Below are 14,498 nucleotides of genomic sequence, written 5' to 3'. Positions count from 1 at the left end.
ACTGCTTGCGCAGTCAGCGTCCGCCACGGTTGACGTCCCTAAACCCCAAATCAATTCTTGCGACTCACATCATCGACTACGATATCTAGCTGAGCTAAATCGACGGGCTTCGAGAAATGCGCATCGAACCCGGCGGTCAACGCTGCCCGCTTGTCTCGTATGCTGCCATAGCCCGTCACAGCGACCACATATATGTTGGAGCCCGATGGCAGGGCGCGAAGTTTCCGAACAAGTGCATACCCGTCGATCTCCGGCAGACCAATGTCGCTCAGCAGAATGTCTGGCGCCCGCTCTTTTACCATCTCGATAGCATCACGCGCACAATAGGCGGTGCGCACCGTGTGCCCCGACATCTGGTAGTAGATCGCCAAGGCATCGGCGGTATCCACACTGTCATCGACAACGATGATGTCGAGTACCTTTGTAGATAGCGCTTCACGCTCCTTCTCATTGATATCGGCAATCGGGATGGCTTGCTTTAGGGTAAGCAAAAATTCGCTTCCGTGTCCCACCCCATCGCTACGCGCATGGAGCGAGCCGCCGTGCCACTCCGCCAACCGTCGGGCAAGGGGTAGCCCCAACCCCATGCCGCCACGTGTGCGGTCAAGCGACCGATCGCTTTGGCCGAAGACTTGAAAGATTTCGCCCATGTCCGAGGCGTCTATCCCGATACCGGTGTCGGTGACGCGAACCGTTACTGTTTCACCGTTACCTTCGACGTGTATATCCACAAGGCCGTGTTCGGGGGTGTACTTCGCAGCATTCATCAAGAGATTGGCAATAATGAGGGGACACTGGACGCGGTCCGCCATCACCCAGGGGCGGTCGATCGAAGAGCGCGTAACGCGATGTTGTTGCTGACCTAGTATTCCTTCCGTCATTTCGAGCGCCTGGTCGACAAGATCGTCTATTGCAACCGGCTCCAGCTTTAATTCGATGGCGCCAAGCGAAACCATCGAAGCAGATAGGAGGTGCTCGACAATTTGGCCCATATGCCGGACGTGCCGGCCGATAAGCTTTTTTGCCCAACTCCTCTGCTGTGTTGAGAGTTCACTTCGCCCGAGCACCTGCACGGCCGTCAAAATCGGCGACATCGGGGCACGCAGTTCATGCGCAAGCATTGCCAAGAACTGATCGCGGCTGCGCCGAGCGTCTTCGATTGTTACCTCGATTTGTAGAGTCTTTTGCAGGAGCAAGACGACTTGCTCGCCAAGCATTTGCAGCATTTCCATGTCATGAGCCGCCACCTCACGCGACACGCGATCCTTGATACACAGCGTGCCGAGCGGCAAGCCTTCGGGCGATCTCAGTACGAATGCCATGTAAAACACGGTTCCTTCATCGTCGGCGCATTCCGGATGCGCACGAATATCGTCGTCGCGTGTGGCGTCAAAAACCACCACGTCGTCGCCGTTAAGGAGCGCCAGCGCACAGAGCGATTCGGCATGGGCGACCGCTTTGCGCGCGCTACCCCAAGCAGACTTGCACCAGGTACGCGCGCCGTCGACAAAATTTATGAAAACTTGTGATACTCGAAGCGCATGCGCGGTCAGGCGGGTCAGAGCGTCAAAGTGCGGGTCGACAGGTGTGTCGAGAATGCGTAAGTTTTCCAGTGCGCTCAGGCGGGTGGGGTCAAAAAGCAGATTCATAAGGGAATTCCACGAGTGTTTCACTAATAGCAACGTCTGTTCCTATGTGAAAGGCGTCTTTTGCTGCTTGTTATGTGCGATCTTCAGAGGGAATTTCCCAGCGCTACAATGAAGGCCACGTCAACAGGCCGACAGCGCGTCGCGCTGCAAAGGAAGGGAGTGTCATGGGCGACCAAGTGCCGCGGACCATTCTGCTAGTCGAGGACAACGTGAACGATATCGAGCTAACGCTAATGGCCCTGGAGCGGGCTGGCGTCGAGAATCCGGTACACGTGGTCCGCGACGGGGCGCAAGCCATTGACTATCTTCAACGGCGAAGCGATTGGGCAGACCGCCCCGACGTGCATCCCGCAGTCATTTTGCTCGACAAGAAGCTGCCAAAGGTGGACGGTCATGAAGTGCTGGCCGCTATCAAATCCGACAATCGCCTCAAACACATCCCGATCGTGATGTTGACCTCTTCCCGCGAAGAAACGGACTTGCTCAAAAGCTACGATCTGGGCGTCAACGCATACGTCGTCAAACCGGTCGAGTTTCACGTTTTCATGGATGCGATTCGGGATATCGGCACCTTCTGGATTGTTCTCAACGAAGGTAAGCCGCGTTAGAACAATGCCTGATACATTCAGCCCACCGCGCTACGCTTCGCGCGGTAGGCTGACGAGGAACGTCGTGCCGTACCCTTCCCCGTCACTTTGCACCTCGATGGTTCCATGATGACGTTCAACCAACGTCTTGACGAGCCAAAGGCCGAGCCCAAGGCCGCTGACGCGACCGGACGACTTCGGACGAATCTGCTCGAAGCGATCAAAGATCGTGGTAATGGCCTCCGGCGCAATCCCGCAACCAGTGTCGCGCACAGTGACAATTGCCTGCATGCCTACATGGGACACCGAGACCTCGATCTTTCCGGCATCACAGAATTTGATGGCGTTTGTAACGAGATTCCAGACGATCTGCTTAAGACGAGCTGCGTCGCCCTGTACTAAGCTTGGCTCGAGCTGCAGACAAGTCACATCCAAACCTTTATGCTCGGCCTGCGGACGAAGGTCGTTGATCACATCGCTCACGAGCGTGTCGAGAGCCACTCGAGCGAACTGAATCGACAGCTTGCCTGAAACGATCGCGCCGCTGTCGAGCAGATCATCGACCATTAGCGAAAGTTGCTTCGCATTTCGTTGAATCGTATCAGTAGCGCGGGACAGCCCGATCTTGTCGCCTGAACGGCTGAGCAGCTCCGTCCAGTTGATGATCACGCCAATCGGTGAACGGAGTTCGTGCGACACCGCAGTCAAAAAATGATCCATCGCTCGGGCGTTTTCCTCGCTGCGCTCGCGTGCCGCCCGCTCGCTCCCTGCAATGCGCTGCTGCTCCAGCTCCTTCTCCTTTCGAACACTTATATCCAGTGTGAAGCCGAGCATGTGGGTTGGATAACCGTTCTCGTCATAGCGCGCGCGGCCACCCGCTAGGACCCAACGCGTTGTGCCCGCCCGTCCCGGCACGCGGTACTCGACCTCATAATCACGATGCTCGGCGATCGATGCGATCAGTTCGGCACGTATCCGTCGTCGATCCCCGCGATGGATTAATTCCGCAAACAAGCGCTTTTCGCTGAGTTCTTCTTCAACTGCGATGCCCATGTTTAGCTTGCACTGATCGGTGCACACGACCGCACCGGTCGCAATGTCGCGCTGCCATGCACCGACCTTGGCGAACGTCAATACCTCGGAAAGCTGCTCGCGACTCTCTCTCAGTTGCTTTTCTTTCTCCACCGCAACGATCTGGCGAAGCTGAGCCTGGGAGCGCAGCCGCGCCTTATCTCGCTGTTCTACCTCGCGTTCTTGAACCCGGGACGTGACATCGCTCACTCGCAAAACGTAGTAGCGTCCAGCATCCGCGGGCAGATCTATAATGCTTGCCTTCAGTTTCCAGAAGCGTTGTACGAGCCCGTCTGATTCCGTTGGCCAGTCGGCATGGAAATAAACTGACGACCGAGTCTGACCAGGCTTGAGATCGGTCAGCACGGACTCGATACAGTCCACTCGCGCTGCCGATTGTGCGGCGTCGCCGTGCTGATTGATCTCGAAGATGGAAATGCCGAGCAGCGCGTCCTCGGTCTGCCCGGTAAGGTGCAGATAGGACTGGTTAACGAAGACGATCCGGTGGTTAATGTCCATTACGACATACGCATCCACCAGCAGCGCGAACAAAGTGGCTGGATCGGGCAAAGCAGCGGTGCCAAAAGTTTTGATAAGTTGATCCATAAAAGTATCGAGAACCGTGGCGACGACGTGGGGATGACGTTCTTGCCTGAGTGTTCAAAGCAGCCCGCGCACCTTGAAAGATCTTCTGTCACCTTAATGTCCGACTGGCCCAATAATTTTCCGATTCGCAAGAATCACTCGAAACTAGTTTTCTATCGTACGCATGCTGCCTTTTTACCCTCAGAATTCTTACACAAGAGACTTCCTGGCGAGCGACGATATGATTCGGGCGCGGCGTAGGTGCCTAAAATGTGGTGGTGCGTCCCTATTAAACCAACGGCTGGCATGTAGAGTTTTCGCGCAACTCCTTGCCGACAGTGCTGATCGTCAGTGATCAGCCAACTGCGTTACGCATGACGATGCTAGCTCGACCAGACTTAGCGGTAAAGGTGCTCCCGGCCCGATAGGTCGCTTAAATCAGAGTAGTGGCGACCGCGCGGCGACTATGTCATACGTTCGGAATTTCCCCGGGAAGACTCAGGCCATCACGAGTCGTCGACCAAGTGAGCGCGTACACCCTCACCAAGACGTCGGCGCATTACCAATTGCGAAGGCTTCAGATGGTGAGACATGTAGGAAGCCAGGGTAGGGGGTATCTGATATCTGGAGGCCTCTCACGCGGACACAGACCGTCCTCTCACGTGCAGAAAAAATCCCCTTTTAACAAAAAATGTTAAAGCCTTTAACATGTCCCCAATTTGCTGGACTTCTTTACTGACGGGGCTTTGAGCCAATTCGGCACATGTTAAAGGGATGTTAAAGTGATGTTAAAGATGTTAAAGCTGGGGAGGCGGTGGGAGAAGGTAAGCGGCGAATCAAATTTCCATTTTTGTGGGCCATGGCGACTGCATTAATTGGAAGTCGGGCATTGCCGAGAGCTTCATAAAGATCGCTTCTACTTGCCTCCAAAACCTCAACTACAGCGTCAGACATCTCGCGCAAAGGCGCCTGTCTGACGTACTCGGCGGCCGTGAGCATCACTTGCGCCCTCCAATGAGACGATTGCGTAATTGACGAGCGCGCGCAGCATTGCGATCTCTTGATTTCGATCGATGGTTTATCCGAGCAATTGGGCGAAAGGATTACCCCCTTTCTTCTCACCGCCGCCCGCCACCTTCGAGCGATCGGCAGGCGACAAGCCGAACTTTCCGAGCATCGCATCCAAGCGGGCCAGCTTAGCAGCGGTGAATTTGCCCAATCGACGCGCGAAATCGGCAAGCAAACGCGCTGCGAACTGAACCGTAACGCGGTCGGAACTGATTAGAACGTCACGTGGCGCGCCGTGCGCGATGTCGTTCCATGCGGCGAGCTCGGCGCCGGAAAAGTGCGCGGGATGATCTCCCAGTGGTTTGGTAACATGGGGCTCCTCACGTCGCCGACTCGGATTCCGCCTGTAAAAGCCGCGCATCTTCAAGACCTTGGCTGGCGTGCATGCGCGCGCCATGGCTGCCTACCTACAATGCGGGCAATGTTGCGCTCGATTAACCCATTGAGCTGCCGCTCGCGCGAGCACATTTTTCAGTTTCTTTTGCCGAAATTTTATGCAAATTCATCAAAATCAAAACGCACTCTTAAAGTAATCAGAGATTTACGAGTAGCGAGCCATACTAGATTTTGTGGATGTAAAAATTCGGCGGAACGGTCGGTCCCGGGCCGATTCGCTCTAGACTTTTTCACCCCCCTCCCCAAGGCGTAATTTAGTACGCCCACCGCAACTTGAACGCAGCGCGTGCCTCTTTGGAAACTTCGCGCGAATTCTTGAAAGTAGGCACGAAGGCTCGATCCGTAGCTTGGCAAGTGTCGAGCTAATTTCCAAAGTCGGCCCTCAGTGGCCTATCGATATCGCCGTCCAGTTCGGCCAACGGAGACCCCGCCTGTCCTCACTGAATGGCCGTTGTTCGGTAAGCTTATTGCCACCGGCACTGCCGCAAGCCGGCCATGAGCCGCCGTTGAGCGACTCAGAAATCGCGCCATTCAAACGGCCGCTCCGCTCAGTTCGCTGACTCTGATGCCCCGGCGATGCTCGTGAAACCAGACGATGAACGACCGAGGGGGCCCGTCGGCTGACAAATGACCGGAGTAATTCGGAAAGCGACGAACGGGTCGCGATCCGCTGACCGGCAAAGAAAGGGTCGGCAGTACTCGCTGCCGACTGGCCGCTTTCGAGCTACGAGTTTGAAGGGCGGACGGACGCAACCTCGACCCCAAGTCGTCCTTCAGGTCACCAGGCAAGCAGCGGCCGCTCACGACTTCGTATTAGACGCCTGACCGCGCATGTCGTCTGCTGCCTGTCAGCCTGCGAGGACATACACTAGAGCCTCTGTCAGGCAGTGGGAATCTGTACGATGGTCGCACTCAAGGCTCCGCAACCATAGGTCCTACAGTCGGCTCATCAACGACTCCTCGTTTCACATTGTCACGACGATGCGTCCTTTGAAGCCACCCGCGGCGAATTGGTGAGCCTGGTCAATCACGCTATCTATCGGCATCGTTCGTGCGATTTGTGTCAGCTTTCTTCGGTCCACCTGCGAAGCAAGCCGTGCCCAAGCCTGTTCCCGACGCTCCATCGGACACATAACCGAGTTGACTCCCACTAGACATACGGCACGTAGGATAAAAGGGCGCGACGGTCATCGCAAGGTCCATCCCCTGTGCGAGTCCACAAGCCGCGACGGCGCCCCCGTACTGCGTTTGCGCACATGCATTCGCGAGCGTGTGTGATCCGACGCTATCGATAACACCAGCCCATCGTTCCTTTTGCAGCGGCTTCCCAGGCGCCGACAACGCCGCCCGGTCGATCAGAGACGACGCGCCTAGCGCTTCGAGGAACGTGCGCTCACCCGTTTTGCCCGTCGAGGCCACCACCGTGTATCCCATCGAGCTCAACAGCGATATGGCAAACGTGCCGACGCCGCCTGTTGCGCCGGTCACCAAGATCTCGCCGTCGGCAGGCCGCACGCCCTGCTCCTCGAGTGCCATGCAGCACAGCATGGCGGTATAGCCCGCGGTGCCGATGGACATGCAGTCGACCATGGAGAAAGTATCCGGGACGCGTTGTAGCCACGCGCCGGGCAGGCGCGCTTTCTCGGCAAGACAGCCCCAACGGGTCTCGCCGAGCCCCCAGCCGTTGATAAAGACCAAGTCGCCGGTCCTCCAGCGCGGATCGGCCGACTCCATGACCTCGCCCGCCCCGTCGATACCCGCGACCATCGGCCATTTGCGCACGACCGGCGCGCGGTTCGCGATGGCCAGTCCGTCCTTGTAGTTGAGCGTCGAGTGTCTGATGCGCACGATAACGTCGCCCTCGGCGAGCGAATTGTCGTCGAGCGCGCTGTCCTCCAGCGCGGCGAGCGTCGCGGTGAAGCCCGCGCTTTCATCTTTATGCAGATAGACGGCTTTGAATGACATGGGATTTCTCGTGAACTCGGGTTGGCCAGTCAGACCATGTTGGTAAAAACCGGCTTGCGCTTTTCGAGGAATGCTTTGACGCCCTCCACGGCGTCCGCCTCCTTCTCCAGCACGCGCGCCGTTCGTTGCTCAAATGCGGCCGCGCCGGTCACGCCAGTTTCCTCCGCGACCAGCACCCCCTGCTTGATCGCGCTGACCACCGCCGGCGCATTGGCCGCGATCAACTGTGCCAGCGAGAGCGCCGCGTCGAGCGCCTGTCCCTGCGGCACGAGACGGCTCACGAAGCCGCAGCGAAACGCGTCGGCGGCGCCTAGGGGCGCGCCCGTCAGCATCAACTCAAGTGCCGCGGAGCGTCCCATCAGAAGCGGCAGACGGCCCAACTGCCCACCCTCGGGCAGCATGCCGAGCCGCGCCCCTGGAGAACCGAATGTGGCATTTTCGCTCGCCACGCGCAAGTCGCAGGACATGGCGAGCATGAGCGCGGCCGCGTAGCAATGGCCGTTGACCGCGGCGATGACAGGCTTCCTCATGCTCATCGGCTTCAGCACCGGCTCTTCGTCGGCGCCGCCGTTCGCCTCGGTGCCCGTCGGCAGGTCGTTGAGGTCGTGCCCGCTCGAAAACGCGATGTCTCCCGCTCCCGTTACGACGACTGCACGGATCGCCGGATCGGCGTCGGCGCTCTCGAATTGCCGCAGCAGATCGGCTGACATTTGCCCTCCAAACGCATTGCGCTTGCGCTCATTGCTGATGGTGAGGATGCGAATGGCCTCGAGTGTCGTTGCGCGAATTTCGCCCATGGCTGCTCCGTGATCGTTGATGCGGCGAAGCGCCGCTGCTTCGTTTGTAATCGTCGATGAAATGCTCGGCTTGACTCAGCGCCAGCATTGTTCCTTGAGGTCGTAGGCGCCCACGCGCAGGTCGGGCTTTTCGGCGCGCAGCACCTTCTTCTGCACGCGCTGCGAATCGGTCAACGGCAATGCATCGCGGTACTCGACATAGCGCGGCATCTTGAACGCCGCCAGCCGCGGCCGACAATACTCGACGATGCGTTGCGGAGTCACCGTCTCCGCCGCGACGCCCGGCGCGAGCTGGATATAGGCCTTGACCTCTTCCTCATGATACGGATCGGGAACCGCGATAACCGCCGCGTCTTGAATCTCTGGCATGCTGCGCAACACGCTTTCGACCTCCCGTGCTGAGATGTTCTCGCCGTTGCGACGCACCATGTCCTTCATGCGGCCGACGATGTAGACGTAGCCCGCCTCGTCTTGACGCGCGATGTCGCCGGTGCGGAACCAGCCGTCGAGATAGCTCTCGGCAGTCGCGTCCTCGCGCTTGTAATAGCCCTTGAAAAGACCGCGGCCGCGCACCATCAATTCGCCGGGCTCGCCGGCCGCAACGGCTTGGCCGGCTTCGTCCGAGACCTTCAGTTCACGGAATGGCGCCGCGATGCCGCAACTGCCCGAGCCGCTCATGCGTTCAAGCGCGTCGGCAGGCATGTATGCCGCACCGCCAATTTCCGTCATGCCGTAGTACTCCTGCCCGCGCACGTTGAAGCGCTGTTCGAAGTCGCGGTGATGCGCGGGAGAGAACGCAAAGATGGTCGCGATCTTCAGCGCGTTGCGCGCGTCGTCGGGCGACGACGGCTGCTTGTAGACCATGTCGAAGAGCGCACAGTAGTCGCATTCGTACGCCGACACGTCGCGCATGAAGCGCTTCGCACCCGACTTGCGCGGCAATATCGCGCAACCGCCGCTCACCATCGCGTTCAGCAAAATGCGCTGACCCACCATGTAGAACAGGCTCGATCCCACATAGAAGCGCGAGAGGCGCGTCCCGAAGAACTGCGTCGAGCTATGCGCGAGGATTAGCCAGTAATCGTGCGACAGCATGCACGCCTTTGAGAACCCGGTGGTGCCGGAGGTGTACTGCAGATTGAGCAAGTTGTCGCGATGACGCGGCACATCGGCGGCCCGTCGGTCCTTAGCGGCGTCGAGCAGCGCAGGCCATTCGCGCATGCCCTGTGGCGCCGCTCCATTCACCACGACGACGTGCTGCTTGTTCACGCGCAGCACCGCGAGTTCTTCCAGACGCGGCAGGAACTCGGCATCAATCACGAGGAATGACGCGTCCGAAGTCTCCAGCACGTAGTCGATCTCGCGCGCCGTGTAAGTGGCATTGACCGGCACGATGACGGCCTGCTGACGGGCGAGCGCCAGCCAGGTCAGCGCGAACTCCTCGCAGTTCCATGTCATCACGGCGACATGCGCGCCCGGCTTCACGCCCAGTTCCTCAAGCGCGGCAGCGGCGTGATCGACGCCTTGCAGCACCTCGCGCCAGGTTCTCTTCTGACCGCTGTCGATGAAGTGCCAGGCAGGCTGGTCGCCGTGTGCGGCGACGGTTTCGAGCAACTGGTCGTAGATCGATTCAGGCAGCGGCGTCGCTTCCACACGGCGATGCAGGGACGCGGGATCTTCGGTACTGAATTCGGCGAACATGAGAGTCTTGTAGGTTGTAACGAGGACTAGCCGGGTTGCCGATCGCGCGCGGGCCGGTGCAGCACCCATTCGGACAGCAGCACGGCCAGCACTGTGACGAGTATCAGTAGCGTGGCGACCGCGGCGACCACCGGGGTCAAGTCGTCGCGCACGTTCGCCCAGATGCGCATGGGCAAGGTCTCGTTGCGACCCATGATAAATAGCGCGACGACGAGTTCATCGAACGAAACGAAAAACGCGAAGATCGCCGACGTCACGATCGAGGCGCGCAGCGACGGCAAGGTGACATGCCAGAATGCCCTGAGTGGTCCCGCGCCCATGACGCGGGCAGCCAGCGCCAGCGTTTCGCCTCGCTGCCGCAAGGCGCTCGCTACGTTGATGACCACAAACGGGAGCGCCAGCATGGCGTGCGCCATAACGATGCCGGTCATCGAGCCGTACAGATGGAAGCGGTTGAAGACCAGCATGACGCCCAGCGCAACGATGATCACCGGCACGACCTGCGGACTAAGAAACGCACCGCCCAACAGCCGGTCCCAGCGCGTCGAACGGCGCAGCGCGTAAGCCGTCATCGTGCCGAGCACGGTGGCGAGCAGCGAGGCCCAGGAGCCGATGGTGACGCTGCGCATCGTCGCGGAAATCCACGCCGGGCTTTCGAAGAAGCTCGCGAACCATTTCAGCGTGAAGCCGGTCGGCGGAAACTTCAAATAGCTGGTCTCGCTGACTGACATAGGAATGACCAGGCACACGGGCTTCGCTCCAGCCGTTGAAGGCTTTTCCCGCCGGAACCTTGTCGGTGCGGTAGCCGATGGCGGTGGTATAGGCGATCGCGCCAATGGCATAGGGCTGACGCGCGATCGGCGGCAGCTTGTTGTCGGGATCGACGACCTTCCAGTCGATTGGCACCGCCACTTGTTTCGCTCGGCGACCGGAAGCGACGCGCCCTCGGTTGGCGAGATGTCCCAGAGCACATTGCCGGTGGTCTGCTGGACGCGGATCTGAGCAAGCGAATCTCCAGTGGACGCTTGCGTGACGGTCACGCCGGTCGCCTTCGAGAACGGGTCTCCGCAGACCGTCTTGAGCAGATTCGCCCAAGCGCCGCCATAGTTGGCCAGGACCAGCGAATCGGCGTGAGCGTGCGCCGACATGAACACAAATGCTGCCAGTGCGCCGCGCGTCGCGTTTGAACGAAGTGATGCCATCGGCAACTCCATGGGTGCGTGAAAGGACAGATCAAAGGTCCGGAACGAGCGCCGCGTCGCCCGGAGAGAAAGCCAGCGAGATGCGGTCGCCGCGTTGCAGCCCGGCAGCTCCCTCGCTGCGCGGCTCCCGGAAATGCACGGCTGCGCCGCTTTCGTGTCGCGCGCTGAAGTCGATCATGTCGCCGAGAAAGATGGCTTCGTCCAGCGTGACATCGATGCACACGTCGTCGTTGCGGCACGTGCGGCGCGCGAGATGTTCCGGCCGCACGCTCACGAAATGCCGCACGGCTGGCGCGGACGCGCGTGCGTCGCTCCACGAGACGCCAAGACCTGGAACTGCGATGCGTCCGCGATCGCCAAGCTCCGCCGCGAACAGATTCGTCTGCCCGATGAACTGCGCCACAAACCGGCTGCAGGGCCGGTCGTACATGTCGAGCGGGCTGCCCACCTGGGCGATCTGCCCGTCGCGTAGAACGACGATTCGGTCAGACATCGCGAGCGCCTCGCGCTGGTCGTGCGTGACGTAGACGACGGTGCAGCCGAGCTGGTGTTGGATCGACTTGATCTCGAATTGCAGCGCCTCGCGCAGCTTGAGATCCAACGCGCCGAGCGGCTCGTCCATCAGCAGCACCGGCGGCTCAAACACGATGGCACGCGCGATGGCGACGCGCTGCTGCTGCCCGCCCGACAGCTCGCGAGGCATTCTGGCGGCGTAGGCGTCGAGCCGCACGGTATGCAACGCCCGTTTGACGCGCTCCTGCATTTCTTTCCTCGGCGTGCCGCGCATGCGCAGCGGAAAAGCGATGTTTTCCGCTGCGCTCATGTGCGGGAACAGCGAATAGTTCTGAAACACCATCCCGAGATTGCGACGCTCTGGCGGCAACTCGGCAACCGACCGGTCGCCGATGCGGATATCGCCCGACGAGATCGGCATGAAGCCCGCGAGCGCATTTAGCGCGGTCGTCTTTCCGGAGCCGCTACTGCCGAGCACGGTGATGAACTCGCCCGCCTTGACCGACAATGAGAAATCATGCAGCGCGGTCACGGCGCCGTAGCGCTTAGTGACATGGATGAACTCGATGGTGGATCCGGTCTTCATGTGCCTCTGCCCCTCGGCTCGATCATGTTGTGCAGGGTCGTTTGTTTTGTGCGTTCTCGACCGTGCGGAAGCGTCATCAGGTAAAATGACGATACGTTCATTTTTGAACACTCTGTCATTTATGGACATTAAGTATAAAAATTTTCGCGTCAAGGGGTGCTTCCCTCTTAGCGGCAAGGAGTGGCCGATGTCTACGGAAGAATTGACATTGCAAGCGAGCAAGTCGTGGCTGGATGGACTGGTGATTCGGAAAGGCGAGCGCTTCGACGAATTGCTGGATCTGAAGAGTCGGGACCGCAAACTGCCAAAGCGCGAGCGAACGCGCTGCGCGGTCATGGCGTGTCTCGCACGACAGTTGCAGGCGGACCCCGGCAGACGCCCCCAGATCGAGACGATCCTCAACGACACTGGGCTGTCGCGCGGCACCTTCTACAACTATTTCGATGATATCGACGTGGCCGTGGAGGCGGTGCTTGTCGCGTTCTTCAAGGCCTTGTGGTCGCCGCCCGCAGCGCGGCGCGGCAAAGAGGCACCGGACAAGGAGACCGACGCCGTTTATGCCGCCAATCTGTGGTACTGCCAAGCCTATGAAATCAACGCGGGCCTGTTTGCCGCCTTCTCACATGTGTCGGCCTATACGCCGTCGCTGGTGCGGATGCGGGAGGAAATGAACGCTGTTTGGGTTGATCGTGTGATCGAGGCGGTCGCACGCGCTTACGGAGTCAAATTCGGCACTGCACTGCGACGTGATTTCCGGGGCTCATTACGCCTGCTTATCGCGATGTCGATCGAAGCCTTACGTGAGCGGCATGTACATCAAGATGAACTGCTTACCTCATCGTTCCCAGCAGCGGAGGACCTGGCTACTGGGCTGACGAATGTGTGGAACGATGTAATCACAGCTTACGTTGCGCGTGCACAGTAACGCGTCCGCATGAGAACGCAGAAATGATGGCACGGCCACCTTCGTCGGATCGATGGTTTGTACGTGCACCCGATGCGTTATCTTTCGCACCGAATGTCCGCACCGACTAAGTTTTTAGCGACAAGCCCGTGCGACAGACATTGGCGTGTCGACCAATACTCATTGCCCGTCGAATGCAATTTCAAACGACCGCTGTTCCACACGTCAGGCTTTACGCCTAAGACTGTCCGCTTGGATGGCGGCTTTAGACGAAGGACGAAAGGCGGGAACTCGTGTTGGGTCATCTGTATGGGGACCGCGAAGGCGGCGCGGACCCAATCAGCTCTGCCGTCATCTCGCTAGTGATGCAATATCGTGATCCGGCGATGGCGTGATGCTTAGAGAAGGCTCACTCGACAGAACTGCGCATCGAACGGCGTGCGAGGGCACAGCCAGAGCATGAGAAGTGCGCTGGGAGGAAGTGGCGACTGTACCGGCATCCGCATGCTCAGCGGCACAGAGGTCAGTGCGGCGGACGATTATCTCGCGTTGGCACAGCGAGCATCGCATCCGGTACCGCATAGACCTCAAAGCGCGAATGCGCGTCGTGCACGACGACGCTGTTTTCCGGATTGCAGCCCTGCAGCCTGATTACGCTGGATGCGAAAAATGGATCTTATCTGCCAGACGGACACCATTCACGAGCCGCCTGGGTAACTGTGCGAGAGAAGGGTCACACCACTCGGTAGAATGAGCGCTTCTCACGGTTGAAAAGACGTTTTCCTTTTTTGGTGGATGGGATGGTGGATAAGCTCTATATGTCAGGCTGTGTCCCCTATATTTGCTCACTCTTTGGCGGACACCGCCTCCGCCAGCGCGATCTCTAAAAGCCCCGTAATTTAAGAATTACGGGGCTTTTTGTTTTCCGGCGCGCAATTGATTCATCAGCAAGCAAGAACAGCGAGATTCTCTTTCGATCATGACGAACTGGTTGCACCGACGCCGGGAAATCAAGAAATTCGAGCATCCAGAACTGCTTACAGTCGGCATGCTCTAGCGTGCTATCGATCTTGGTTCATGGAAAAGCGCGCGTTTGATCGAGCCGCATGATCCAACACTGAAAGATCGACCAATAAGGCTTCGCGAAGGCGAATTCCCTGTGAAACCGCTCGAAACATGGCCAACTCGCCGCACTGGGTAACAAAAGCTTAAAACGAGACAACCGTCCGATACGGCTGCATGCCCAAGAGCAACAATCAATCGGATTCCTCCGATATATGAGGCATCGCCCGATCCCTATCCTTGACCTTGCTTCCTCGTCGCGTTAAACGCCTTTTCGCGATAAGGAAGCCGTTCGAAGTGTTTGACCTCGCCTCGCGCGAGGTCTTTTTTTGCCTACCGCGCACGTGCACTTGCAAACGGCAACGAGCGCCCAAACCCTATCTGCCACAATCCGCATGAACAAGGCGGCTTA

General features: G+C 58.9%; 9 protein-coding genes and 1 pseudogene. 2 read left to right on the top strand and 8 right to left on the bottom strand.

Annotated elements, in window-relative coordinates:
• Positions 1-50: 50 nt before the first annotated feature.
• Positions 51-1,649: a hybrid sensor histidine kinase/response regulator gene (locus NCT04_RS03995; protein WP_250463713.1), complete on the bottom strand. Its 1,599-nt coding sequence runs from the start codon at positions 1,647-1,649 to the stop codon at positions 51-53.
• A gap of 176 nt (positions 1,650-1,825) precedes the next feature.
• Here NCT04_RS03995 and NCT04_RS03990 point away from each other — a divergent pair, with 176 nt between their 5' ends.
• A complete protein-coding gene (locus NCT04_RS03990) occupies positions 1,826-2,257 on the top strand; it encodes a response regulator (protein WP_250463764.1) in 432 nt (143 codons plus the stop codon).
• 30 nt (positions 2,258-2,287) lie between these two features.
• Here the strand turns inward: NCT04_RS03990 and NCT04_RS03985 are convergent, their stop codons facing one another.
• From NCT04_RS03985 to NCT04_RS03955, 7 genes and pseudogenes are all read right to left on the bottom strand, one after another.
• Positions 2,288-3,913, bottom strand: coding sequence for a PAS domain-containing sensor histidine kinase (locus NCT04_RS03985; protein ID WP_250463710.1), 1,626 nt, complete (start codon positions 3,911-3,913; stop codon positions 2,288-2,290).
• 1,057 nt (positions 3,914-4,970) lie between these two features.
• On the bottom strand, positions 4,971-5,357 hold the full coding sequence (locus tag NCT04_RS03980; RefSeq protein WP_250463708.1) for a hypothetical protein: 387 nt from the start codon (positions 5,355-5,357) through the stop codon (positions 4,971-4,973).
• Positions 5,358-6,321: 964 nt separating this feature from the next.
• Positions 6,322-7,321, bottom strand: a pseudogene (gene acuI, locus NCT04_RS03975) (acrylyl-CoA reductase (NADPH)).
• 29 nt (positions 7,322-7,350) lie between these two features.
• The gene (locus NCT04_RS03970; protein ID WP_250463705.1) at positions 7,351-8,118 is read right to left on the bottom strand and encodes an enoyl-CoA hydratase/isomerase family protein; all 768 of its coding nucleotides are present in this window, start codon (positions 8,116-8,118) and stop codon (positions 7,351-7,353) included.
• 75 nt (positions 8,119-8,193) lie between these two features.
• The gene (locus tag NCT04_RS03965) at positions 8,194-9,819 is read right to left on the bottom strand and encodes a class I adenylate-forming enzyme family protein (protein ID WP_250463703.1); all 1,626 of its coding nucleotides are present in this window, start codon (positions 9,817-9,819) and stop codon (positions 8,194-8,196) included.
• A 26-nt stretch (positions 9,820-9,845) separates the two neighbouring features.
• A complete protein-coding gene (locus tag NCT04_RS03960) occupies positions 9,846-11,021 on the bottom strand; it encodes an ABC transporter permease subunit (protein ID WP_250463700.1) in 1,176 nt (391 codons plus the stop codon).
• A gap of 31 nt (positions 11,022-11,052) precedes the next feature.
• The gene (locus tag NCT04_RS03955) at positions 11,053-12,273 is read right to left on the bottom strand and encodes an ABC transporter ATP-binding protein (RefSeq protein ID WP_250463698.1); all 1,221 of its coding nucleotides are present in this window, start codon (positions 12,271-12,273) and stop codon (positions 11,053-11,055) included.
• Positions 12,274-12,307: 34 nt separating this feature from the next.
• Between NCT04_RS03955 and NCT04_RS03950 the strand changes: the two genes are divergently transcribed.
• Entirely contained in the window at positions 12,308-13,045 is a 738-nt protein-coding gene (locus NCT04_RS03950) for a TetR/AcrR family transcriptional regulator (protein ID WP_250463696.1), read from the top strand.
• Positions 13,046-14,498 lie beyond the last annotated feature (1,453 nt).

Origin of the sequence: Caballeronia sp. GAFFF2 (assembly GCF_023631485.1) — a bacterium.
GTDB lineage: Bacteria > Pseudomonadota > Gammaproteobacteria > Burkholderiales > Burkholderiaceae > Caballeronia.
Note: the sequence above shows the minus strand (reverse complement) of the source record. Positions and strands in the feature narration are given on the sequence as shown.